Source organism: Leucothrix mucor DSM 2157 (genome assembly GCF_000419525.1).
Classification (GTDB): domain Bacteria; phylum Pseudomonadota; class Gammaproteobacteria; order Thiotrichales; family Thiotrichaceae; genus Leucothrix; species Leucothrix mucor.
Map to the genome: position 1 here is coordinate 3,651,365 of NZ_ATTE01000001.1, position 22,896 is coordinate 3,674,260.

The window sequence follows — 22,896 nt, forward strand, 5'->3', positions numbered from 1 at the left end:
CGGAGGAATGCTCTCCACCCTAGCGGCCTTATTTTTAAGAACAGAATTGAATCACTTGTTACTTAGAAGACATCATCTGTGGGATTTTGAATACCCAAACCGAACCACCTTGGTTCAGATGACTAACACGTTTTGCCACTTCACCACCCCAAAGCGGTACAGCACCACCCCAGCCTGAAGCTACTGCCACATATTGCTCACCGTCTTGATCCCAAGTAATCGGCTGACCCACCACACCAGAACCGGTTTGGAATTTCCAAAGCTCTTTACCTGTCTTCGCATCAAAGGCTTTTAGGTAACCTTCAGGTGTACCGGTAAAGACTAGGTCTCCGGCAGTTGCCATCACACCTGCCCAAAGTGGCGCATCGTTCTTATATTCCCAAACTGTCTTACCAGTATTTGGGTCGATCGCTTTAAGAGAACCGATGTAGTCATCAAAGATTGGCTTAATGGTAAATCCAGAACCCAGATACGCCGCACCTTCTTTATAGCTAACCGGCTCGTTCCAGATATCCATGCCCCATTCGTTGGAAGGCACATAAAACAGACCGGTGTCAGGGCTGTGCGCCATTGGCATCCAGTTCTTACCACCTAAGAATGAAGGCACGGAGAATACAACCTTACCTTTACCGCCATCTGCTGCGTCGGCAGGGTTACCCGGGCGATTCTCTTCGTTATAGATTGGGCGACCGGTTTTAGGATCAATTCCTTTAGCCCAGTTGATTTGCTTAACAAATGGAGAGGCTGAAACAAATCCACCATCTTTACGATCGAGTACGTAGAAGAAGCCGTTTCTATCCGCCGTGGCATAACGCTTGTTACCGTCTTTATCCACAAACGGTACGACTTCGTTTACACCATCAAAATCCCAACCTTCACGAGGGGTAGTTTGATAGTGCCATTTGATTTCGCCATTTTCAGGGTCGATACCAATGCGTGACGCCGCATATAAGTTATCACCAGAACCATCCGTTTTATCGCCACCACGTAACCAAGAGTTCCATGGCGCAGGGTTTCCGGCACCAAACACCAGCATATTGGTATCAGAGTCGTAAGAGCCACCTAGCCACGTCGCACCACCACCGTTTTTCCATAAATCACCCGGCCACGTTGCATTGAGCTTACCGGTCATGGTGCTCTCTTTGCCATTGAGCGTACCCATATGGCCTTCGATAACCGGACGTGTCCAAACCAGTTCGCCAGTCTCAGCCTTACGAGCCTGCACTTCTCCGACCACACCAAACTCACCACCCGAGTTACCGGTAATAACCAAGCCATTCACAACCAGTGGCGCGGCGGTGTAGGAGTAACCCGCCTTATAGTTTGCAATTTTATCTTTCCAGACAACATCACCGGTTTTGCGGTTGAGTCCCACAAGGCGTGCATCCAGCGTACCGAAAATAACGATGTCGCCGTAGATTGCCGCACCACGGTTGATTACGTCACAGCAAGGCAAAATCCCTTCCGGTAAACGTGCGTCGTACTGCCAAATTTCCTCACCCGTTTTTACATCAATCGCATATAAGCGAGAGTAAGAACCAGTGATATACATAATGCCATCATAGACTAACGGCTGTGCTTCATTGCCTCGCTGCTTCTCTCCACCCATTGAGAAAGACCACGCAGGCACAAGGTACTTAACATTGTCTTTATTGATACTTTTCAGGGGGCTAAAGCGTTGCAGGTGACGCCCCATGCCGTTGGTGACGACCTGCGAGGTAATAGTACCGTCGTTGGCGATATCCTCTTCAGTCACGCCAGCCGCATAAGCCGATGTGGAAGCCAGCATGCACACTGCCGAGGCTAATAATAATCGTTTCATCTAGATCTCCTCTCTGATTGAATTCAACACTTCACGTTGCAATTGACACACCAAAACTAAGCCACTCAATTCAGGTATATCGACAATTTCAACATAGCATAGGACCCCACCATGATTAACAGCCTACAGGCAGCTGTGGATTCTGAGCTTACAGATACGGACTGCTGGTTTAGTAAGTTGCAAGGTGGACTGAGAATATCGGGTTATTGACTAACCTAAAGGCGAATTGGGTATCGGTAACGTCAAGCACTGTGGCCTGACTCATATTTGGGACCACACAACTAAAAGGAGAGAGAAATGATCAGAAGCCTGTTTATTGCGGCAGCGTTGTTATTGAGTTCGGCAAGCTGGAGCGCTGAGCTACCCACCATCCGCCTCGGTGCACTGGCCTACGGCACAGTAAACTGGGAACTCGATACCATTAAGAACAACAAGTTGGATGAGAAATACGGCTTTAAGCTAGACGTGATTCCCATGGGTGGCGGCAGTGCCTCTGACATTGCCTTTCTGGGCGGCGAGATCGATGTGATGGTTTCCGACTTTATCTGGGCTGCTGCGCAACGTGCCGAAGGCCGCGACCTCAAATTTATCCCCTACTCCACCGCCGTCGGTGGGATTATGGTGAAAGCCGACAGTGGCATTAATTCATTAAAAGACCTTGCCGGAAAGCGCATTGGCGTCGCTGGTGGACCGCTTGATAAATCCTGGCTAATCCTGCAAGCCTATGCCAAACAGGAAGGACTGCTTGATCTCAAAGCCGATACTAAACAAGAGTACGGCGCACCACCGATTATGTTTAAAGCGGCCATGAGTGGCGATATTGATGGCGTAATCAATTTCTGGCACTTCCAGGCTAAAGCTAAAGCCGCCGGGCTCAAAGAAATTATCTCGGTACAGGATGCTGCTAAATCCTTAGGACTTGATCCTTCCGTGCCACTGCTGGGTTACATCGTAAACGGCAAAATGGATACCAAATTATCCCAAGGTTTATTCGCGGCTTCGCGAGATGCCAAAGCAATGCTGAGCAATGACGATGCTGCCTTTGATGCCGTCAGAACGCGCATGAAGCCTAAAAATGAGGCGGAATTTGAAGCCCTGAAAGCAGGCTTTAGAGCCGGCATTCCCACTGGCACCACAGTCGATGAAGCCGCCGTTGATAACACCCTGCAAATGATGGCAAAACTCGGTGGCCCCGATTTAGTTGGTAAAGCGACCACGCTCCCCAAAGACCTTTTTATCTCACTAGACAACTAACTCAATGCGCAACGAGCATTTAATTCGTCTGGTTTCACTGGGGATACTCCTCCTCTCCTGGAGTATCCTTTCAGTGGTGATGGCTGACCCTCAGGTGCTGCCATCGCCCCTGATTGTCGGGCAAAAGATGGCTGAGCTTTGGGCCACTGGCGACCTTCAACTGCACCTGATTGACACCACTGTCCGGATCATCTGGGCATTTTCGCTTGCCATGATACTCGGTGGCATACTCGGCTATTTGATGGGCCGCTACCCGCTATTAAATGCCTGGCTTGATCCGTGGCTGATCGTGTTTCTAAACCTTCCTGCGCTGGTGTTAATCGTTCTGTGCTATCTGTGGATTGGCCTAAATGAAACCGCCGCCATCCTCGCCGTTACGCTGAATAAACTGCCGCTGGTAATGACGCTAATCCGCGAAGGCGCACGCAATGCCTCATCCGAGCTTCGCGATTTAGCCCAAGTCTTCAAGCTCTCGCCACTGGATAAATTCCGACACATTATTCTGCCAGAGCTACTGCCCCATGTCGTTGCAGCGGCGCGTACCGGTTTATCGGTGATTTGGAAGATTGTGCTGGTGGTTGAGTTCCTTGGTCGCAGTACCGGCATTGGCCGACAAATCCACACCCAATTCTCACTGTTTAATATTACAGGGGTATTGGCTTATGCACTGAGCTTTGTGGTGTTCATTCTGCTCATAGAGTTCCTGATTATGCAGCCCTTAGAACGGTATGCCACACGCTGGAGGCAACATGATTGATGTTGATGTATCGGGTAAAACCTTTGGTAAGCAGCAGATATTAGGTAGCTGCAAGCTGAGCTTAAACGCAGGATCACGGGTCAGCCTACTCGGGCCTTCAGGCATTGGTAAGTCGACCTTATTGCGCATTATCGCAGGGCTGGATACCCGCTATGAAGGCAAAGTGAATCGCCCTAAAAAGATCGCTTATATGTTTCAGGGGCCAAACTTATTAGAGTGGCGAAACTGCTACCAGAACCTGATGATTTTTCATCCCGATGCCACTCAGTCAGATGCTGAGGAAGCGTTGAAACAAGTGGGGCTGGGGGATAAAGGCATGCACTTTCCGAGGCAACTTTCGCTGGGCCAACAGCGCCGACTCGCACTGGCCAGAACCTTTCTCAGCAAGGCGGATCTTGTGCTGTTGGATGAGCCATTCACCTCTCTCGACCCGCAGCTGAAAGCCGATATGCTCAGCCTAACCCGCAACCTGCTGGACCAATCAGATGCGACACTTATCCATGTAACCCACGATGCGACGGAGGCGAACACGCTTGGAGCAAAGGCTATTCAAATGCAAGGCACGCCGGCAACCCTGCAATCACCCTAAGTGGCCTGTGGCGCTGGGCTTGTTAATCGCTTGCCTGCTGCTGGCGCCTGCCACTTGGGCGCATGGCGTTGCCGGTGGTGATGCCGACTATTTGCAGCAAGTCAGCGGTGTGCAAATCATTCCCTTTATCTATCTGGGCGCTAAACACATGGTCACCGGCTATGACCATTTACTGTTCCTATTAGGTGTGATCTTTTTTCTCTACCGCATGAAGGACGTTGCACTGTATGTCACGTTGTTTGCGGTCGGCCATAGCATCACTTTGCTGTATGGCGTGCTTAGCGGCCTGCATGTGAATGCCTATTGGGTGGATGCCATTATCGGCTTATCGATTGTGTATAAAGCGCTGGATAACTTAGGCGCCTACAAACGCTGGTTTGATTGGCAGCCGGATACTCGTTGGGCAGTGCTGATTTTTGGCTTGGTGCATGGCTTTGGCTTGGCCAGTAAATTGCAGGATTTCGCCCTTGGCGAAGATGGCTTAGTGATGAATATTCTGGCCTTTAATCTCGGCGTTGAATTTGGCCAACTACTGGCACTGGCCGTTATTTTAATCGTCATGAATCTATGGCGACGCTCCTCTCATTTTCTCCAACAGGCGTATACCGCCAATGTTGTGTTGATGACATTGGGATTCATTTTGACCGGCTACCAGCTAACGGGCTATTGGCTCACCTAAAAGGGGAACGCTATGCGAGATATCTCTGATATGAATAGACAGGCATTGCCCTCTGGTAAGCAACTATTGCTATCCATGCTTATTGCGCTGGTGGTGGCTGCCGTCGTGTTGATAACGGCTGTTTTGCCGGCTGAATATGGCATTGACCCTAGCGGTTTGGGTAAGCGAATCGGCCTCATACAACTGTACCAAGCTGATAACAGCATCAACAAAGCCACCGCCCCAACAGCTCAGAATAGCGCCGAGTCGGGACAAGTTTTGGGTGACTCAATAAACAAGTCATCCGGCCAAGCTTTAGACGAATCACTAAGCAAGACAACAGACGAAGTGGTGGATAAGGTGTTACAAAAGCACCCTGCAAAATGGCTCTCCGATAACATCAAACTCACTCTGCTCCCCAAGCAAGGCATGGAAGTTAAAGCCCACATAGAGCAAGGCAATAAAATGCTATTCCACTGGGAAGTTAGCGAGGGCACCGTGAGTTTTGATATGCATGGCAATGTCATTAACGCCGCCGAGAATGACTTCACCAGCTACTGGCTAAGCAAGGGTGAAACCCAATCTGCCGGAACCTTTACCGCGCCCTTCTCAGGCTTGCATGGCTGGTATTGGGAGAATGAAACCGACCTACCCATCACCATTAAGCTGACAACAGAAGGCTATTATCAGGGGTTGGTGACACATTGAAGAAACAGCAAACCAACAGCAAAAGTGCCAACACCTTAGCCGCCCCTCACACGCTAATCAGCTGGCTATGGCTGGCCGGACTATTGTTATTTATGGTGATGGTCACTTGGGATATTGGCCTGCTGCCTGCGGTACTTTCTGCTGACCAAACTCGTATTAGTCTGGTGTTACTTCTCCTCACCGCGCTGACTAGCCTGCACTGTGCCTACCGCAGTTACCAGCTATCCCGGCTGGAATCAGAACTACTATATTGGCAACGCGACTTCATTAGCGATAATGGCAATCAGCAGAAATCAAGCAAGACCATCCTCAGTATTTATCTGCCGCTAATGATAAGCGATGGCACACAAAAACAGCCCGACAACCTATCCCTCAATGGCGAGTTGCTAGCTGAACATTTTCACTATCAACATGCTTTTGGTTGGTTTACCGCCGGAGCCATGATCAAGCTCGGATTACTCGGAACCGTGATTGGTTTTATCATGATGCTAACCTCCATTGGTGGGTTGGATTCATTGGATATCGAGCAAGTGCAACGGCTAATGCAGCAGATGACCCAAGGCATGATGGTGGCACTGAATACCACCCTACTAGGCTTGGTCGGTAGCATGATATTGGGCATTCAATATTTGTTGCTTGATCACTGTGCGGATCGCTTGCTAGTGCGCACCCTAACGTGGGTGCAGCAAACAGCACAAGAACCTAGCTTGGAGAGCCGTAGCTAATGGCTATGTTCCGCTCACGCCAGCGCATGAGTGACTCCGGTAGCGACCCGTTTACCGATTTGCTATTTAACGCCCTACTGACCTTTACCTTTCTATTCCTAATCTCCTTACTGCTAATCAACCCACCAGCAAAAAGCGGCATCATTAACCCAAAGGCGGAGTTTCTAATCACTGTCAGCTGGGAAGACGGCAATGCCAACGATATTGATACCTGGGTACAGGGGCCGCAAAACACGCGAGTCTGGTTCAAGCAAACACAAAATGGCCTGATGCATTTGGATAGGGATGACCGTGGCCTCACCAATGACACCCAGCAAGTAGATGGGCAGGAAATTGTGAACCCGCTAAACCAGGAGGTGGTGACGATTCGTGGCCGCCCTCCCGGCGAATTTATCGTCAATGTTCACTACTACAAAAGCACGGATCAACTGGAAGTCCCTGTTACGATTTATGTGGCCGAAGTAAACCCCACTCTCAAGGTATTGTACTACGCCACGCTCAGCCTAAAACAGGAAGGCGAAGAGAAAACAGCGGTGCGCTTTACGCTGAATGCTCAAGGCAAGGTCGAAAACATCAATACCCTACAAACCTCACTGGTTGGTGATCGCAAATGAATGAATCTATCCTGCTACTTGTTGCTGTTAATGTCGTGGTGTTGGCCCTGTTAGCGCTGGTGCTGATTTACAGTCACCTGCATTGGGTATTACGCCTGCTGCTGGTACTCATGGTCAGTGGCAGTTACTGGATAGCCTATCAGGGCTGGGATCGTGCTCAAGGTTGGCCGAGTAGCAATCCAGTGCCGGAAAAATTCCTACTGCACGGCGCTGTCATTGAAGAGCCGGATAAAGAAAACGGCGTGACTGGCACGATACACCTGTGGCTAACTGACCTCTCCACCCATCAGCCCGCAGAGCAGCCACGCGCGCATGTACTGCCCTACTCCAAACAATTGCATAGCAAAGCTCAGGAAGCCTTGCGGAATATGCGTAACGGTGAACTACAGCTCGGCACGCTTCAATTAGAAGCTGGTAATAAACAAGCTGCGGGCGGTTATGCAGGGGAAAATCCACAAGTCATCGAATTCTCCGACTTACCCAAGCAAGCCCTACCGGAGAAATAACCATGTGGCGGAGCATACTCATCATGCTAATCGCCTCGGTGGGGTTGATTGGTTGTAGCGACAAACCGAAATCAAACGATTACTTCCCATTGCAGGAAGGCTTGAGCTGGCAATACCGTTATCAACTCACCACCTCAGCCAAGCAGGAACAAGGGCTTTATACAGTAACGAATCTGGGAACGACTAAAGTTGGAAACGAAACGCTAACCATACGCCGTACCAGTACCGACCGGGACTATTATCTGCTGCAAAAGCCGGATGGTATTTATCGCTATGCTAGCCGAACACTATTTGAAACGCATCCGGTAGTTGATGAACCGGCGCGTCTGGTGCTGCCGACGCCTTACCTTGGCAGTTCCGAGCGGACTTGGTCATCCACAACTACCAGTTATGTCATCCATCGAACCGGCCCTTCGACCATCGCCAGTGCCAACGCGACGAAAGATTTTGTGATGAATTACCGCATTGCTTCGCAGGATGAAACGGTAGTTGTTCCGGCGGGGAAATTTGAACATTGCTTGCTGGTAGAAGGTGACGCCACCTTGACCATTTTTGCTGATCCGATGACGGGTTATACGGATGTGCCGGTTAAAACGCGGGAGTGGTATGCCCCTGGTGTTGGGATGGTTAAATTAGAGCGGACTGAACCGCTGGAAACGAGCGTTTACAAGGGCGGGCGCTATGTTTTTGAATTGATTTCTAACTAAATAAAAAACGGTAATAAATAAAAGTAAAAAAACACTTGATAAATTCTGGGAAAGTTCTATTGTATAAGTCGTAGGCAGGTAATTAGTTTCTTAGGTTACGCTAGCTTACAGTGTATATTTCTTTTAATTGCTTAGTTTAGGAGGATTTATTACGAAAAAGATAATTAACTCTCTCTTTGTTGCAGCAATCTTTTCTTTAACCATTTAAATGTTTTGTAGTACGTAAAATATAAAAAGCATTATTATTTTTGGACGATTAAAAATTTAATGCCTATCTTAAAAACTGCGACTAGAGAAACCACAGTAATATGTTTTTTAATTATTGTGATCGTTTAAAAAGTAAAACGTTACATATCAACTGCTCATTTCAAGTGAGCGGTTAAATCTAGCAAGACTAGCTTAAATGAATAAGGAAAAGCTGTGGCTCAGCCGCAGCTTTATCCTTTCTAGCTTTAGATCTCTTCGTGACACCCTTTGACTATTCTGTTGATTAGCTTATAATCTGCACTACTCTTCCCAATAATCAGACGCTCAAAATACTAGTTAATATTTAAGGCTCAAATACGCTTGCGATCTGATCATAAGGAATAGCGATCACATCATCACTAAACTCAATACGCTCCCCACTGTAAGCAATTACTGATCGATAAAGCGATGAGTTCTTCTCAGAAAAGTGTACCAAGCCTTTCTTAAAACGATGGTGCCATGTCGATGCCGCTTTGATTTCAACACCAATAAGGTCTCTGCCGGACTTAAACAATAGGTCGACTTCATTGCCAGCCGAATCTCGGAAGAAATAGAGATTCGATGTGAGCCCTTGGTTATAGCGCGTTTTTAACGCTTCCAACGCCACAAGGTTTTCGAACATATTACCGATCAATGGATCGCGTCGTACCTGCTTAACGTTTTCAATATCCAATAAATAGCAAAGCAAGCCTGTATCGGTGAAATAGTATTTCGGTGACTTTATGACACGCTTACCAAAATTCTCAAAGTACGGCGGGAGCTTAAACACCACAAACGAGGCTTCCAGAATTGATAGCCAGTGTTTGATCGTTTTGCTATCTACGCCAACATCATTAGCCAGCGACTGATAGTTAACCAACTGCCCTACTCGCCCAGCCAATAGCTTGATGAACTTTTCAAACAACGTGACATCTTTCAAGTTGATCAACTGCCTGACATCGCGCTCCAAATAGGTTTGATAGTAGTTGGCGTACGCAGTATGTGGTCGTTGCTGCTGGTCATACACTCGTGGCATAAAGCCATTAAATAGATAATCCTCAAACTCATCGAACTGAATACCAGCTGCGCTTAACTCAGAAATGGTTAGCGGTAGCAGGTGTAAAATCCCCGTTCTTCCCGCCAGAGACTGAGTAATCGCCGCTCGCAATTCCAGCTGATGCGAACCTGTTAAAACAAATTGTCCGTTTTCAGCACGCTCATCCACCATGCCTTGCAAATAGCTCAGCAGATGCGGTGCGCGCTGGATTTCATCAAAGATTACCTTATTTGAGTAGCGCTTTAGAAAAGCCTTTGGATCCTCGGTGGCAATCTCTCTGTTTTCAGGATGCTCAAGGCTCACGTACTCATAATCTTGCAGAACTGCACGAGTCAGCGTTGTTTTTCCAGACTGGCGCGGACCAAGTACGGTGACAATAGGGTACTCTTTGAGCTGAGTGAGGAGTTCGGAGGTAAGGTTACGTGGGATCATAGGCTCAGACTATTTCATGTAAATCTGGAGTTCAAGTCCTGATTTACATGCGCAAGATACGGAACTACACTTTGCAAAACAAGCTATACCAATTAACGAGCAGTAACTCATAAATACCTGTAAAATCAAGCTTATGAATACAACCCTTACAGAGAAGCACTCAGGACCCAAAGCATGATCGTTCACTTCCATATTGATAACTTCAAATCACTGGTTGATTTTAATATTGAATTATCAAAGTTTTCATGTCTAATCGGACTGAATGGTGCAGGAAAAAGTAGCGTGCTCCAAGCCCTCGACTTCACTAGTGCGTTGATGTCAGGCAGTGTCACAGAGTGGTTGAATAAGCGAAATTGGGACGTAAAAGATTTAAACTCAAAATTAGTTAATAGAAGTAATATAAAAATTGGACTTGGCTTAAAAATTAATGGGCAGAATTATTTGTGGTTCGGTGCATTTAATCGTACAAAATTATCCTTAACACATGAGAGCATTATTCATATTGACCTCAATGCTAAAGCAGACAAAGTTCACACTACTCTGTTCGAAGTAGCAAAGGGACATTACACAGTTCGTGGTGAAGAAGCAGAACCCATAAACTTTCGTTACGAAGGCTCTGTTCTATCCCAACTAAAATCATCAGCACTGAGCCCAGAAATTGAAATGATTAAGAAAGAGATCTGCGATATACGATCACTTGATTTATTGTCACCACAATCGTTAAGGCTTAGAGCTAGAAAAAGTGATAAGAGTGAAATTGGTATAGGAGGAGAGCAACTACCGGTGTTTATTCATCAACTTAAGGATGATCAAAAAAAACAACTCGTAGAGCAATTGCAAACTTACTACCCGCAGGTAAAAGATATATACACAAAAACATTACGCTCAGGTTGGTTACAGCTAGAGTTGGCTGAAAATTATGTCGATGGATCAGGAAAAGGACAAGTACTTACAACTGAACCAAAGCATATCAACGATGGCACGCTTCGTTTGCTCGTAATATTAGCGCAGCAATTCAGCCCGCTAAAAACGGTACTATTTGATGAAATCGAAAACGGTATCAACCCCGAAGTTACCGAGCAGATTGTTGATGCTTTAGTGGCCTCACCTAAGCAAATTATTGTTACCACTCATAGTCCTATGATCTTAAATTACATGGATGATGAAACAGCAAAAAAATCGGTCATACTAATCTACAAACGTGATGACGGACAAACCCATGCTACTCGCTTCTTTGATGTTCCCTCCGCCGCTGAAAAACTAGAGAGCCTTGCACCTGGCGACGCGATGCTAGATGTGTACTTGAGAGATATTGCTAAAGAAGCTGAGTCTCAACGTCAAAAAACTGTACAGCAGGAAGTCTGAACCGTGCTGCAAAAAATCGTAATGACGGGGGAAGGCCCTACAGACATGGGGACCTGCAATAATAGCCAAGCCATATGTACTGATAATCAATTAGATGTTGGGCCGGTTGCACTGCTCATGTTCAAAACTATCCAACAATATTTGCCTAATTGGAATATCGACAACCTAGAGCAAGAAAATGTCGCATCCCATCTGACCTTGATAGATGAAACGTGGCTAATATCCAAATGTAAAGAAAAGAAGCGCGGCCTTATTCGCCCGAGCAAAGCTGTAGCCAAAGGAATGACTGTACACGCTCAACGAGCACAGGTATTAGCTGAGTATGCGCAATCCAACAACCACCAAATGGCAGCCTATTTCCATGATACCGATGGTACAAGAAGTCAGCTTGAAGATATGCCTGACCGCCAAGAAAAATTAACTCAGGCTATAAAGGCGGGGTTTCGTGCGGCAAAATTCGAAAACCAAGGCTTAGCAATCGTGCCAAAACCAACATCGGAGGCTTGGCTAATTTGCGGCGTAAAAGAGTCCCCATATCAACACTGTGGTTTGCTGGAGACCAACCTTTCTGGCAATGACAACTCACCAAATCGAGCACCTAAAGCCGTGCTAGGAGAAATACTCGGGAACTCAAAATACACTCGGTCCGATTTAAATGACTTAGTTGATCAGCTGGACCCGGAAAAAATTGATATGCCCAGCTTTAATGATCTATGCCACCAGATTAAAACTGCAATTCGGGCTATCTGTGGTGAAGTTGCAAGCTAAGCTCCAGCCCAACCTCACCTAAACTTCCTCTTAAGCACCCCCCGCTTAGACTGATACCCCCAAAGCGCCAGCCCAAAAAACAGCCCCAAGCAGCCAACCACAACCACCAAATTAACCCATTCCAATTTCCCATACAGCGTAAACCGAATCAGCTCCACCCCATGGCTAAACGGATTAAACTCCACCACTCTAGCCAACCAAGGCGCGTTTTCCTGAATTCGCCACAGCGGATACAACGCGGTCGAGGCAAAAAACATCGGGAAGATCACAAAATTCATCACTCCCGCAAAGTTCTGCAATTTAGTAATCAGCGTTGAAATCGCCAAGCCCAGCGCCCCCAACATCAGAGCAGTTAGAAAAATCGCCGGAGTCGCCAGTAGATAGCCCATCGGCTCGACCCGTATTCCTACAAAGTAGGCGATCAGCAGAAACGTCCACACCTGCAGCAAGCCCACTGACGCACTGGCAATCAACTTTGAAAACAGCATCCACTGGCGCGAGATCGGCGCAACCAACAACAGCTTCATCGAGCCCATTTCACGATCATAAACAATACTCAGCGCGGACTGCATGCCATTAAACAGCACGATAATCCCGCACAGCCCAGGCACGATATAGGTTTCGTAGCGGATGTAGGTGTCATAAGGCGGATAGATCGCCAGCCCTAGTGCTGCACGAAAGCCAGCCCCGAAGATCAGCAGCCACACCAAAGGACGCACCAACGCCGCAACAAAGCGCTCACGCTGATGTAAAAACCGCAGTAATTCCCGCCAGATAATCGCTCGCATCGCACTCATAATTGTAACAACTCTTCTTTAGCCACAAATTTGGATTTGATTCCCTGCGCTCCGCCCAGCTCGGCAAAGGTGCCCTGCTCTTTTATCTGGCCTTTTTCCAATAGAATCACTTGGTCGTGTTCCTCGATTTCATCCAGTAGATGCGTAATCCAAACCACGTTGACGCCCTGCTTGGCTAGTGCGTGAACTTGATTAGAAATCTCTTGGCGGATGGTCGGGTCAAGCCCGCTGGTTGGCTCATCCAGAATGAGGATTTCCGGATTTGGTAACAGCGCTCGCACGATTTCCAAGCGCCTGCGATGCCCACCATTCAGGCTAGCGGCTTTATCAGCACGTTGCGCCCAAAGTCCAAACTCTTTTAGCAATGCTTCCGAGCGAGCCTGATAGTGTTTAAGCCCGTACAACCCGGCAAAGTAACGAATGTTCTGCTGGACTGACAGTTCAAGGTCTAAGGTGTTTTCTTGAAACACAAAGCCCATATTGGCAGTGTGGCGCTGCATACGATCATGCGCATCCACACCGCCAATCCTTACCCTACCGCGATCTGGCGTCAGTATTCCAGAGATCAAGTTAAACGTGGTTGACTTACCCGCGCCATTTGCACCTAACAATGCGGTAAAGCCTTCCCCTTTTATGCTCAGTGAAAAGTCTTTCAGCACCACTTTTTTCCCATAGGAAAAATCAACATTCTCTAGAATAATTTCTGCCACTATTTAATCTCGATATCCAGTTTTTGGGTTTTTCCGGTACTACCGGGAATACTGATGGCGTACTTGCCGGGCTTGATGGCGACAAAGCCAATTTCCATGGTGCCGGCATCATCAAACTCGACCGACTCAATGCCATAAGGGCGAATCTCCAGCCCCTCGATGACGATCTCATCAATCCATATTGCCCGTGAGAAGGAGGCAAAGTCTAGTCCGATCTCGCCCGAGCCATCCGCCGTAATTTCCACTTCATAATAAGTCCCCGACTTCAGCTCCCAAGGGCCACCCAACGGCTCGCCAACCGATAAGGTCACCTCAGGTAAATCGACTTTATTTGATCCGGATAACAAGCCCGCCATGCCCAACGGTTTGTTATCGTCATCATCGGCAATTGCCACGCCGGTGAATGCTAAACACGCTGCTAACAACCATGCACTTTTCATTTTTTCCTCTCCTGTTTAAAAATCGATGCGATCTGTTATAGGGTCAATTACTCGTAGGTCGCGCTGCGATCCCCCAAGGGAAGCGCCCAACTTTGATCGCTTTAATGGCTTCCAACTTGTCTAAATCAATCACACTCACATCACCCGAGACTCCATTGGTGGAGAACAGGTATTTGTAATCGGGTGAAAACGCCATGTGCCATACCCGCTTGCCAACCAGTATGTATTTCACGACTTCATAGCTGGTGGTATCGACAACGGCAAGGTGGTTGGCAGGCCCCAAAGCAACAAAGGCAAGGCTGTTATCTTTATTCAGCTCAACGCCAACCGGTTGGATTTTATCCCGATGCACACCGGGGATTTCGAAGCTGATTTTGGCCAGCTCGCTTTGGCCATCGGTTTTAAATACCGTGACAGTACCGCCGATTTCAGAGCTCACCCACAGGCGTTTGCCATCTTCGGTAAACTCCGCATGTCGGGGGCGCGCATCAACCAGCGAATTGGCGAAAATCTTATGGGTTTCCGTATCAATCCAATGCGCCATATTGGTGGTTTCAGAGGTGGTAATCGAAACCTTGCCATCAGGGCTAACGGCCATGCCTTCCGGCTCGACACCCACATTGATTTGCGTCACCACGCGACGAGTTTCAGTATCGACTACCGTAGTAATCGCGTCATCTTCATTGGCGATATAAAGCAGGCGACCATTGGGATGTAAAGCGAATTGCTCTGGGTCTTCCCCCGATGGCAAGTCATAGAGTATTTCTCCCGATGCCACATCCATGACCTGCACTGCATCAGAGTCCGATGCGCAGATATACAGCGTATTGTAGTCCTTGGAAAAAACAATCCCGCGCGGGCGGTCACCGACTTTGTACTCGCGTACCTTCTCCATCGTATCCACATCAATCACGGATACCGTGTCCGACTTTTCATTGGATACCCAAATCTCATCTGCCACCGCAGTGCCAGCCAACATGGATAAACATGTGAATGTAAAAAGACATCCCCTCTTCATAATCTCACTCCTTAAATGCGTTACAGTCTGATTCGCCTTTGTCGTATCCCAATCCATCCAACTCGTTACGTGAATGTAAAAAACCGTCCAGTGGTGCCATCGCCACCAAGGCACTCTGGTGCGCTAAACCAATGGGCTGGCGTAACTGGCCATTCCAGTCACGAAAAGACAGTGGACGTCCTTTAAACCCAGCCAGCTCAGCGTCATTCAGTAAATAGGTTCTCTGCTCTGATAGCGGGGCAAATTTGGTTTTGAGATTTACTTCATCAATCGCCCGCAGTGCAATCCAAGCGGCGTAGTCTTCGCTTTGCATGGCGCGGTCGGCCAGCGATTTAAAGCGGCTTTGCAACTGAGCAGAGCCCCATTGTTCAAACACCTCAGACCAGCCCATTGAGCGTAGCCCGTCGCCACCAAAGATGGGTCTTGGCTTCCAGGTGTTGTAGCGAATGTAACGGGCAAAATCATTCCACTCATCCGCCACAAACAAGACATCGTAGTCACCAAATTTCTGCGTGAGTAAGGAGACTTCGGAAGCCGCATGACGGCGTAGATCGCCATCGAGTAACCACTTCGAATCTTGCTGAAACTCCAGCTGATATTTCTTGGCCGAGCGGCGCAGTGCTTGGGCAAATAACGCATCCTCTTCGCTATTGCCTTCCAGCAAATGCAGCGTGTTCCACTTCTTTTGAATGAGGAATTGCATAAAAGCATCGGCGCGCATGGCATAGCTTGGCAGCGTGTGTAGCAGATTGGCACGACACGCTTCATTGCGCAGCGAGACATCATAAGCACGTACATTAAAGAATAGCTTTTGCTCGCTCCCCGCCTCATCAATCACTGCCAATTGTTGTTTGGCATTCATATCCAGCAGTACGTAGTCCGCATCGCTGTTTTTGATTGCGGCTTTAACCGATGCCAGCCCCTCTTCGCTATCCGCCTCATCAAATTCCTGAATATCCAGTTGGAATGTGTAGCCCAAAAAGCTGCCGGTTGTGTTGTTGTCCTTCATGCCTAACTCCGCGCCTTTTAATCCAAGGTCATCAGGAATCGGGTCAAGGTTTGACAGGGTTGGGCGCTCTGCCTGCTGTATTTTCAGATACAACACATCAACCGATCTTGGCTCCTCCGCCAGTAGCGGATTGAGCAAACAAACAAAAAGCACGACGGTAGTAAGCCACTTCATAAACACGCCTTTAAATGATTGATTAACGACCTCGATAATCTCAGTGAACTCGGCCCGCGACTAAACCAGCAGTCCTTATCAATAACCTCAGAATCCAATGCCGCGCTCTGGCCCTTAGCAAAGCCAAATCTTGGGGTATATTACAGTCCGTTGTCGATCAACTTAGGATGTGGCCCTAGTGCTTAAGCGGTTTCGACGATACAGGTTAAACCGCGAGCGAATTGCTTTTGCGTCCTGAAAAACACTTAGATTTGTTGTAAAAAATTGGAGGAGAAACCCAATGAAGTCATCACTACTTTTATCTATCCCGCTATCCATGTTCATCTACACCAACGCAACGGCTCATGGCAACGTGACCCCACAAGCGATGGATACTTCCAACCTTCCCGAGCTGGGCGAAGAGTGGCTTGAGGAAAACCCTTGGCGTGACCCAAGCAACGAAAACTGGCAGAAAGCTGTCAACATCGGTTCCTCTGGCTATAACGAAAACTGCGCGCGCTGCCACGGCCTTGAAGTGGTTTCCGGTGGCATAGCCCCTGATCTACGATTACTCAGTGCCGACTCCGATGGTGATGAGTGGTACATCGAACGCTTCCGCCATGGCGCAACCCAAAATGGCATTACCAAGATGCCGGGCTTTGAGAGCATCCTCGGCCAGCAAGCGGCTTGGGCGATTCGCACCTATGTTGAAACCCGTCCTGCGGATGATGCCTTTAAGGATAACCAAGAGACCCTGTTCGCGATTCGCGACAAACTCAAAGTACTCGGCGGTGCGATCGAAGCCGGTAGCAATCCCGCAGACTATGCCCAGCTGGCGACAGAGGCTCAAAAAGAGTTGGCGGATATCGGCGCGACGGCTAAAACAGCCTCTGGCGCACCACTGGCGGAGTCAGCAGTCTCGCGTGCAGCCTTGGCATTAGATGGCTCTCCAACCAGCTTTGCCAAAGCAGCCGAAATACTAACCATCGGTTTGAGTGCATCCAAATAATCCTAAATAGCGGGAATAATTAATGTATCGATTCTGTTTGAGCATCTGGCTGGTAGCCGTGAGTGGATTGGCGTTTGCCAATTGTGAGGATTTAGCTAAAGGCTTTGGCGATGTAGTGCCTAAGCGCGCTGATACGATAAATATTGTTGGGCAAGATTTCGATACGATTCTTGAACGCGGGTATTTAACGTTTGCCGTTTATGAAGACTTTGCCCCTTACTCCTGGAAGTCTGGAACAGAAGCCAAAGGAATTGATATCGATATTGCCAAAGTAATTGCGGAAGAAATCGGCGTTGCAGCAAGGTTTAACTTTTTTGCCTCCGATGAAAATGTAGACGCCGATTTCCGCAACCAAGTTTGGCGAGGAGGCTTAATCAATGGCGCAGTCTCCAATATTATGATGCATGCCCCGTACAATAAGGATCTCCAGTGCCGCAATGAGTTTGTGGTACTGGGCGGTCAGTACTTCAATGAAACCTTAGCCACTGCCTACTGGAAGGATGCCTTTCCGGATGGCGCACCGACCACACCATACTACCGTTTTCACAAAGTCGGCGTTGAGAACGACACCGTTTCAGACTTCTACCTTGGCAACTTTAATGGCGGCATGTTACGCAAAAACGTGATCCATTATGACGACCACAAGCAAGCTTTTGATGGCCTGCTCAAGCGTGAAGTCGATGCCGTTATGGGCGTTAAGGGCAAGCTTGAATACCTTGATAAAACCGACGACCAAGCCGAGAAGGTTGCCGTCGACACTCCCCCACTGGTTAATTTTGCACTCAACGAGTGGACCATTGGCATTGCCGTCAACTTCCGTTATCGGGAAGTGTTCTACACCGCCGACGGCATTATTGAAGATATGGTGAAAGATGGCCGCATGCAGACAATTTTCGAGAAATACGACGTCAGTTATGCGCAGCCTGATTACTAATTGGCGGCAGACATAGCGCCGGCTGCCAGCAAGCGGTTCGCTGTACCGTTAGAACAAGGCGCAAGTTAGATTTCTGACCGAGGGAGGATATTCAACTAATGAAAATACGTCACACGCTACAGGTTTGTGCGCTCTTTTTTATTGGCCTATTACTGGCCACTACCCTCTCCGCAGAACCGGTCACCGAAGAGCGCATTCGCGCTGAAGTTATTGCCCCGTACAGTTTGGGCGAGAAAACAGAAACCCAAGGCGTTTGGGAGCTTTTAAATGGCGGTGGCGCACGTGGCGGCTATGTAATTGAAAGCGAGTGGATTAAACCGCTCCCCGGCTTCGCTGGCGCACCCATTAATCTGATTATTCTCATCGACCTTGATGGCATCATTATTGATGTAAAACTCCTCAACCATAACGAACCCATTTTTGTATCCGGCCTTGGTGAAGCGCCGTTTCGGGCCTTTATCGAGCAATACCGTGGTCACTCGATTAATAGCGCGATTACTGTCGGCTCAGGCTATGGCAAACAAAGCTCCAGCGGCTCACTGATCTATTTTGATGGCGTGACCAAAGCCACTGCCTCGGTACGCATTGCGCATGAAAGCATTTTGTCTTCGGCTCGGGAAGTGGCCAAAAGCATGCTCAATGGCTTCTCAATGGTTCAGGAGAAAGTCTCGCTAAAAGGCGATGAGGGTAAAGAATTCACGTGGGATGAATTGGTCGCGCAGGGGCTGGCCAAACACGTCACCGCCACTCACGGCGAAGTTCGCGCCCTGTTCTCAGACTCTCAGTGGCGCTCAGATGACCCGTTTCCCGACGCGGCGGATGATGATTTATTTGTCGATCTCTGGATTGTGGATGTCACTCATCCTCATGTCGCGCGCTCAGTCATGGGCAAGCGCATGTTGCGGGATTGGGAGAGCTTTAACCGAATTGCACCCGACGATGAAACCATCCTGCTCATTGAGCAAGGGGTTCACGGCCTTATCGATGATGAGTTTGTACGCAATACCGCACCACCGCTGATTACCGCCAACCAAGATAAATTCCCGCTCTCCATTCGCGATGCTGACTTACTGATTGACCTGAAAGAAGGTGTACCCGATGACGGTACGGCGATCGTGGTTAGACTGGACCGGCGACAAGGCTTTAGCCCGGTTAGAGCTTGGGATTTGGGATTAATCGCTACTCGCCAGCGCGGCATTCTAAAGCCTGAAATTGGTGAAGTGAAACTCAGCTGGAGCTATCAGGCGGACAAACAGTTTTTTAATATCGAAAAGCCAGTGCAACCACCCACGCCATTTGAAGCCGCCGTTTTCAGCCGCATGACCGACCTAATGATACTGGCAGGCCTGCTCACATTGATTTGCTTGGTTGTATTGTTTAACCGCAAGTTTGTACACATGAAATCGTGGCCTTATCAAAGAGCGGCCTTGCTGATCGCGGTACTCGGATTTATTGGCTGGTGGGGACAAGGGCAGCTTTCCATCGTCACGCCGCTGGCAGCCTTGGTTGCTGCGGTGAGCGGTAAGCCATTGGATTTCTTATTGTACGATCCGTTTTCACTATTAATCTGGCTCGTGGTGATTGTTAGCTTTTTTATTGTTGGCAGAGCATTGTTTTGCGGTTGGCTTTGCCCGTTTGGTGCCTTGCAGGAACTCGTTGCCAAGGTCGCCAAAGTGCTGTCTATTCCTCAGCTTAAAATTAGTGACAAGCTAGATAGCCGCCTAAAGTCAATCAAATACATTGCGCTACTGGGGCTGGTTGCAGTGGCGTTCTTTATACCGCGCCAGCTCGATACGGCGGTAGAGGTTGAACCGTTCAAGACCGCGATCTCGGTCTTCTTTGTTCGTGAATGGTATTTCGCGGCTTATGCACTGCTGTGTTTATTGGTCTCGCTGGTCGTGTTTAAAGGCTACTGCCGCTACCTCTGCCCACTTGGCGCGTTTATGGCCATTGGTGGTTTCTTGCGGCTTAGTAAATGGATTAAACGGCGGGAAGACTGCGGCTCACCCTGCCAGCTGTGCAAGGTGCGCTGTGATTATCAGGCCATTAAAAAAACTGGCGAGATTAGTTATACGGAGTGTTTTGGCTGTCTGGACTGTGTGGATATCTATGAGGATAAAACGCAATGCGTTCCACTGATTCTGCAAGAGAAAGGCAAGCTCAAGGGCTCAATACACGCTCGTAATGCCGCACAACCGATACACTTTAAACCACAGACACAAGCGTAGAATATTGCCCAATAAAAAACCCCGACTCAAAGCCGGGGTTCATTATCAATCTAAGGCTTAAATACTTAAGCGTTAAACCAGTTCTTCAAAGCACTCGGCAACCAACGTCAGGCCTTCAGTCATAATCGCATCTGGAATAGTCAGTGCTGGTAGGAAACGAATCACGTTACCGTACAAACCACAAGACAACAGAATCAGACCTTTTTCCTGAGCAGCGGCAACCATGGCTTTACACAGCTCAGCATCTGGCTCATCAGGGTTGCCATTCTTAACCAGCTCCATCGCAATCATCGCGCCGCGATTACGGATTTCACCGATGCGGTCAGGATGTGCACGTTGCAGTGCGCCCAAGCTTTCCATAAACACTGCACCAACGTGATTAGCACGCTCGACCAGCTTCTCTTCTTCAATCGCTTCGATAACGGCCAGCGCTGCTGCGCAACCGATTGGCGAACCACCGTAAGTTCCACCTAAGCCACCTGGCATTGGTGCATCCATGATGTGGGCTTTACCAACGACAGCTGCTAGTGGGAAACCACCGGCCATACCTTTAGCCGTTGTCATCAAATCAGGCTCAACACCGGAGTATTCAGTGCAAAAGAATTTACCGGTACGTGCAAAGCCGGTTTGGATTTCATCTGAAATCATCACGATGCCGTGCTTGTCGCATAAGGCACGTAGCGCCTGCATAAACTCAGGTGGTGCAATGTAGAATCCACCCTCACCCTGAATCGGCTCAACGATAATCGCGGCAACATCTTCCGGTGCAATATCCACTTTAAACATCATTTCCAACGCTTTCATGGAGTCTTCAGTGGTTACGCCATGGTAGCTATTTGGATACGGTGCGTGATAGATCTCGGCAGGGAACGGGCCGAACTTGCTCTTATAAGGAGCCACTTTACCGGTCAGTGCCATGGTCATATTAGTACGACCGTGGAAACCGCCGTTAAATGCGATCAGGCCGCGACGACCCGTATGTGCACGAGCGATCTTTACACAGTTTTCAACCGCTTCTGCACCGGTGGTGACATAAATGGTTTTCTTCGGGCTATCGCCAGGCGCTAATTCATTCAGCTTCTCAGCCAGCATCACGGCGGAGTCATACGGCGTGACCATCACGCAGGTATGGCTGAACTTATCCATCTGCTCCAGCACTGCCTGCTTTACTTTCGGGTGCATGTGGCCCGTATTGGTTACCGCAATACCCGCACCAAAGTCGATATAACGATTGCCTTCTACATCCCACATTTCTGCGTTTTCAGCACGCTCCACATAGATCGGAGCCATATTGCCCTGTCCACGTGCCATTGCGTGTTCTTTTCTTGCTTGCCATTCTGCGTTCGTTGTCATCGTTCTGTACCACAAATAAGTTTCTATGCACTCAGTATACGAAGCAACAATAATTCACAGCAATTGAAATATTTTGATAAGCTCTGTGAGAAATACTCACAGCTAGGATTTCCCATGCTAGATCGACGCACCCTGCCACTCTCTGCCCTGCGCGCTTTTGAACGCACTGGCCACCACCTAAACATGGGCAAAGCAGGTGATGACTTGGGCGTAACGCATGGCGCAATTAGCCACCAAGTGCGCGCCTTGGAAAAGGAGCTTGGGGTTAAACTGTTTATTCGCGCTAACAATCGTTTACAGCTGACCGACTCCGGACTGCGTTTATTAAAAGCGGTGAGCGAGGGATTTGACCGGATTTTGGATGGTACACAGTACTTAGACCCTGATAGCTTATCCGGCAATTTGGTCATCGGCTGTACTCAAACCGCGGGCGCAAACTGGCTGGCGCAAATCATTGGCAATTTTCATCAGGAATATCCGCAAATCACTATCCGCACCGTCGAGATCAAACCCGAGCAACGGGAGATTCCGCGCGAGATTGATGTAGCGATTTGCTATGGCGAGCCAATGGCGGATGATCGGCGGGTGGAGAAGCTGATTTCCCAACAGATCTTCCCGGTGTGTAGCCCGCGCATGTTGCACGGTGCAGAAGCCTCGGTGACCAAACCGGAAGATCTAACGCAGTTTCCACTGCTGCATGAAGGGCTGGATAATTGGGCGCGTTGGTTTACTGCCATGAAAATTAGCATGCCGGAACACACCAAGACCATTCTGTTTTTCAGCACTAATCTGGCACTTAGCGCGGCGCGCCATGGCTTTGGTGTCGCGCTCTGTAATCGCTATGAAGCGCAACAGGATCTACTGGAAGGCCGCTTGATTCGACTACTCGATACCGCCATTCCCGAGCGTAATAGTTACTTCTTGCTGGCGGCTCAAACCGATGGCCAATCGCTGCGCGCCAGACTGTTCGAGGAATGGCTAAAGGATGCTTTTAAGTAACTAAAACCAGCACTATCTGCTTAGATGCAACGATTTGTCTATCGTAACGATTGATGAAA

Annotated in this window: 23 protein-coding genes; 15 read left to right on the forward strand and 8 right to left on the reverse strand. The window is 48.6% G+C overall.

From position 1 onward, the window contains the following. Positions 1 to 58: 58 nt before the first annotated feature. On the reverse strand, positions 59 to 1,822 hold the full coding sequence (locus LEUMU_RS0116725; protein ID WP_022953449.1) for a PQQ-dependent methanol/ethanol family dehydrogenase: 1,764 nt from the start codon (positions 1,820 to 1,822) through the stop codon (positions 59 to 61). Positions 1,823 to 2,119: 297 nt separating this feature from the next. On the opposite strand from LEUMU_RS0116725, the gene LEUMU_RS0116730 reads away from it, so the two are divergent. Genes LEUMU_RS0116730 through LEUMU_RS0116770 form a run of 9 tightly spaced genes read left to right on the forward strand, consistent with a single transcriptional unit; the run spans position 2,120 to position 8,340 of the window. Further along, on the forward strand, positions 2,120 to 3,076 hold the full coding sequence (locus tag LEUMU_RS0116730) for an ABC transporter substrate-binding protein (RefSeq protein ID WP_022953450.1): 957 nt from the start codon (positions 2,120 to 2,122) through the stop codon (positions 3,074 to 3,076). Between the two features lie 4 nt (positions 3,077 to 3,080). After that, positions 3,081 to 3,833: an ABC transporter permease gene (locus LEUMU_RS0116735; RefSeq protein WP_022953451.1), complete on the forward strand. Its 753-nt coding sequence runs from the start codon at positions 3,081 to 3,083 to the stop codon at positions 3,831 to 3,833. Continuing rightward, positions 3,826 to 4,422 (forward strand): ATP-binding cassette domain-containing protein, encoded by a 597-nt coding sequence (locus tag LEUMU_RS0116740; protein WP_022953452.1) that lies wholly within the window; start codon positions 3,826 to 3,828, stop codon positions 4,420 to 4,422. The genes LEUMU_RS0116735 and LEUMU_RS0116740 overlap by 8 nt, the downstream gene beginning before the upstream one ends. Before the next feature lie 19 nt (positions 4,423 to 4,441). Then, positions 4,442 to 5,101, forward strand: a complete 660-nt coding sequence (locus LEUMU_RS0116745; protein WP_245570705.1) for a HupE/UreJ family protein — start codon at positions 4,442 to 4,444, stop codon at positions 5,099 to 5,101. Positions 5,102 to 5,113: 12 nt separating this feature from the next. Further along, positions 5,114 to 5,788 carry a hypothetical protein gene (locus LEUMU_RS0116750; protein WP_022953454.1) on the forward strand — a complete coding sequence of 225 codons (675 nt, stop codon included), beginning with the start codon at positions 5,114 to 5,116 and terminating at the stop codon, positions 5,786 to 5,788. Further along, positions 5,785 to 6,513, forward strand: coding sequence for a MotA/TolQ/ExbB proton channel family protein (locus tag LEUMU_RS0116755; RefSeq protein WP_022953455.1), 729 nt, complete (start codon positions 5,785 to 5,787; stop codon positions 6,511 to 6,513). Before LEUMU_RS0116750 ends, LEUMU_RS0116755 begins: the two co-directional genes overlap by 4 nt. Beyond that, positions 6,513 to 7,127 (forward strand): hypothetical protein, encoded by a 615-nt coding sequence (locus tag LEUMU_RS0116760; RefSeq protein ID WP_022953456.1) that lies wholly within the window; start codon positions 6,513 to 6,515, stop codon positions 7,125 to 7,127. Before LEUMU_RS0116755 ends, LEUMU_RS0116760 begins: the two co-directional genes overlap by 1 nt. Further along, positions 7,124 to 7,633 (forward strand): hypothetical protein, encoded by a 510-nt coding sequence (locus LEUMU_RS0116765; RefSeq protein WP_022953457.1) that lies wholly within the window; start codon positions 7,124 to 7,126, stop codon positions 7,631 to 7,633. Before LEUMU_RS0116760 ends, LEUMU_RS0116765 begins: the two co-directional genes overlap by 4 nt. A 2-nt stretch (positions 7,634 to 7,635) precedes the next feature. Next, complete coding sequence (locus tag LEUMU_RS0116770; RefSeq protein WP_040503990.1) at positions 7,636 to 8,340, forward strand: TapB family protein; 705 nt, start codon at positions 7,636 to 7,638, stop codon at positions 8,338 to 8,340. Between the two features lie 550 nt (positions 8,341 to 8,890). On the opposite strand, the gene LEUMU_RS0116775 is transcribed toward LEUMU_RS0116770, so the two are convergent. Next, on the reverse strand, positions 8,891 to 10,054 hold the full coding sequence (locus LEUMU_RS0116775; protein WP_022953459.1) for an ATP-binding protein: 1,164 nt from the start codon (positions 10,052 to 10,054) through the stop codon (positions 8,891 to 8,893). A gap of 174 nt (positions 10,055 to 10,228) precedes the next feature. On the opposite strand from LEUMU_RS0116775, the gene LEUMU_RS26550 reads away from it, so the two are divergent. Together LEUMU_RS26550 and LEUMU_RS26555 are read left to right on the forward strand one after the other, a co-directional pair. Continuing rightward, complete coding sequence (locus LEUMU_RS26550) at positions 10,229 to 11,419, forward strand: AAA family ATPase (RefSeq protein WP_022953460.1); 1,191 nt, start codon at positions 10,229 to 10,231, stop codon at positions 11,417 to 11,419. Positions 11,420 to 11,422: 3 nt separating this feature from the next. After that, on the forward strand, positions 11,423 to 12,187 hold the full coding sequence (locus LEUMU_RS26555) for a hypothetical protein (RefSeq protein WP_022953461.1): 765 nt from the start codon (positions 11,423 to 11,425) through the stop codon (positions 12,185 to 12,187). Positions 12,188 to 12,201: 14 nt separating this feature from the next. Here the strand turns inward: LEUMU_RS26555 and LEUMU_RS26560 are convergent, their stop codons facing one another. From LEUMU_RS26560 to LEUMU_RS0116810, 5 genes are read right to left on the reverse strand one after another with little or no spacing between them, the layout of a single operon-like run. Beyond that, complete coding sequence (locus tag LEUMU_RS26560; RefSeq protein WP_022953462.1) at positions 12,202 to 12,984, reverse strand: ABC transporter permease; 783 nt, start codon at positions 12,982 to 12,984, stop codon at positions 12,202 to 12,204. After that, positions 12,981 to 13,694 (reverse strand): ATP-binding cassette domain-containing protein, encoded by a 714-nt coding sequence (locus LEUMU_RS0116795; protein ID WP_022953463.1) that lies wholly within the window; start codon positions 13,692 to 13,694, stop codon positions 12,981 to 12,983. Before LEUMU_RS0116795 ends, LEUMU_RS26560 begins: the two co-directional genes overlap by 4 nt. Beyond that, positions 13,694 to 14,134 carry a hypothetical protein gene (locus LEUMU_RS0116800; protein WP_022953464.1) on the reverse strand — a complete coding sequence of 147 codons (441 nt, stop codon included), beginning with the start codon at positions 14,132 to 14,134 and terminating at the stop codon, positions 13,694 to 13,696. The genes LEUMU_RS0116795 and LEUMU_RS0116800 overlap by 1 nt, the downstream gene beginning before the upstream one ends. Before the next feature lie 43 nt (positions 14,135 to 14,177). Continuing rightward, positions 14,178 to 15,152, reverse strand: coding sequence for a YVTN family beta-propeller repeat protein (locus tag LEUMU_RS0116805; protein WP_026744864.1), 975 nt, complete (start codon positions 15,150 to 15,152; stop codon positions 14,178 to 14,180). Positions 15,153 to 15,156: 4 nt separating this feature from the next. Next, complete coding sequence (locus LEUMU_RS0116810) at positions 15,157 to 16,335, reverse strand: ABC transporter substrate-binding protein (RefSeq protein WP_022953466.1); 1,179 nt, start codon at positions 16,333 to 16,335, stop codon at positions 15,157 to 15,159. A gap of 280 nt (positions 16,336 to 16,615) precedes the next feature. Here LEUMU_RS0116810 and pedF point away from each other — a divergent pair, with 280 nt between their 5' ends. The 3 genes from pedF to LEUMU_RS26565 all read left to right on the forward strand — a co-directional run bounded on the left by pedF (position 16,616) and on the right by LEUMU_RS26565 (position 20,485). Next, entirely contained in the window at positions 16,616 to 17,323 is a 708-nt protein-coding gene (gene pedF / locus LEUMU_RS0116815) for a cytochrome c-550 PedF (protein WP_022953467.1), read from the forward strand. A 22-nt stretch (positions 17,324 to 17,345) separates the two neighbouring features. Continuing rightward, positions 17,346 to 18,257, forward strand: a complete 912-nt coding sequence (locus LEUMU_RS0116820; RefSeq protein WP_022953468.1) for a substrate-binding periplasmic protein — start codon at positions 17,346 to 17,348, stop codon at positions 18,255 to 18,257. A 98-nt stretch (positions 18,258 to 18,355) separates the two neighbouring features. Next, positions 18,356 to 20,485 (forward strand): 4Fe-4S binding protein, encoded by a 2,130-nt coding sequence (locus LEUMU_RS26565; RefSeq protein WP_022953469.1) that lies wholly within the window; start codon positions 18,356 to 18,358, stop codon positions 20,483 to 20,485. 72 nt (positions 20,486 to 20,557) lie between these two features. Here LEUMU_RS26565 and gabT read toward each other — a convergent pair whose 3' ends face one another. Then, the gene (gene gabT / locus LEUMU_RS0116830; protein ID WP_022953470.1) at positions 20,558 to 21,838 is read right to left on the reverse strand and encodes a 4-aminobutyrate--2-oxoglutarate transaminase; all 1,281 of its coding nucleotides are present in this window, start codon (positions 21,836 to 21,838) and stop codon (positions 20,558 to 20,560) included. A 114-nt stretch (positions 21,839 to 21,952) separates the two neighbouring features. Here gabT and LEUMU_RS0116835 point away from each other — a divergent pair, with 114 nt between their 5' ends. After that, on the forward strand, positions 21,953 to 22,837 hold the full coding sequence (locus tag LEUMU_RS0116835; RefSeq protein ID WP_022953471.1) for a LysR substrate-binding domain-containing protein: 885 nt from the start codon (positions 21,953 to 21,955) through the stop codon (positions 22,835 to 22,837). The last annotated feature ends 59 nt before the right edge of the window (positions 22,838 to 22,896 follow it).

Coding starts and splice junctions, on each gene's coding strand:
- LEUMU_RS0116740 (WP_022953452.1), top strand. CDS start 3,826: ATGATTGATGTTGATGTATCGGGTAAAACCTTTGGTAAGCAGCAGATA.
- LEUMU_RS0116805 (WP_026744864.1), bottom strand. CDS start 15,152: ATGAAGAGGGGATGTCTTTTTACATTCACATGTTTATCCATGTTGGCT.
- LEUMU_RS26565 (WP_022953469.1), top strand. CDS start 18,356: ATGAAAATACGTCACACGCTACAGGTTTGTGCGCTCTTTTTTATTGGC.
- LEUMU_RS0116765 (WP_022953457.1), top strand. CDS start 7,124: ATGAATGAATCTATCCTGCTACTTGTTGCTGTTAATGTCGTGGTGTTG.
- LEUMU_RS0116770 (WP_040503990.1), top strand. CDS start 7,636: ATGTGGCGGAGCATACTCATCATGCTAATCGCCTCGGTGGGGTTGATT.
- LEUMU_RS26550 (WP_022953460.1), top strand. CDS start 10,229: ATGATCGTTCACTTCCATATTGATAACTTCAAATCACTGGTTGATTTT.
- LEUMU_RS0116800 (WP_022953464.1), bottom strand. CDS start 14,134: ATGAAAAGTGCATGGTTGTTAGCAGCGTGTTTAGCATTCACCGGCGTG.
- LEUMU_RS0116730 (WP_022953450.1), top strand. CDS start 2,120: ATGATCAGAAGCCTGTTTATTGCGGCAGCGTTGTTATTGAGTTCGGCA.
- LEUMU_RS0116725 (WP_022953449.1), bottom strand. CDS start 1,822: ATGAAACGATTATTATTAGCCTCGGCAGTGTGCATGCTGGCTTCCACA.
- LEUMU_RS0116775 (WP_022953459.1), bottom strand. CDS start 10,054: ATGATCCCACGTAACCTTACCTCCGAACTCCTCACTCAGCTCAAAGAG.
- gabT (WP_022953470.1), bottom strand. CDS start 21,838: ATGACAACGAACGCAGAATGGCAAGCAAGAAAAGAACACGCAATGGCA.
- LEUMU_RS0116760 (WP_022953456.1), top strand. CDS start 6,513: ATGGCTATGTTCCGCTCACGCCAGCGCATGAGTGACTCCGGTAGCGAC.
- LEUMU_RS0116735 (WP_022953451.1), top strand. CDS start 3,081: ATGCGCAACGAGCATTTAATTCGTCTGGTTTCACTGGGGATACTCCTC.
- LEUMU_RS0116835 (WP_022953471.1), top strand. CDS start 21,953: ATGCTAGATCGACGCACCCTGCCACTCTCTGCCCTGCGCGCTTTTGAA.
- LEUMU_RS0116750 (WP_022953454.1), top strand. CDS start 5,114: ATGCGAGATATCTCTGATATGAATAGACAGGCATTGCCCTCTGGTAAG.
- LEUMU_RS26560 (WP_022953462.1), bottom strand. CDS start 12,984: ATGAGTGCGATGCGAGCGATTATCTGGCGGGAATTACTGCGGTTTTTA.
- LEUMU_RS0116820 (WP_022953468.1), top strand. CDS start 17,346: ATGTATCGATTCTGTTTGAGCATCTGGCTGGTAGCCGTGAGTGGATTG.
- pedF (WP_022953467.1), top strand. CDS start 16,616: ATGAAGTCATCACTACTTTTATCTATCCCGCTATCCATGTTCATCTAC.
- LEUMU_RS0116810 (WP_022953466.1), bottom strand. CDS start 16,335: ATGAAGTGGCTTACTACCGTCGTGCTTTTTGTTTGTTTGCTCAATCCG.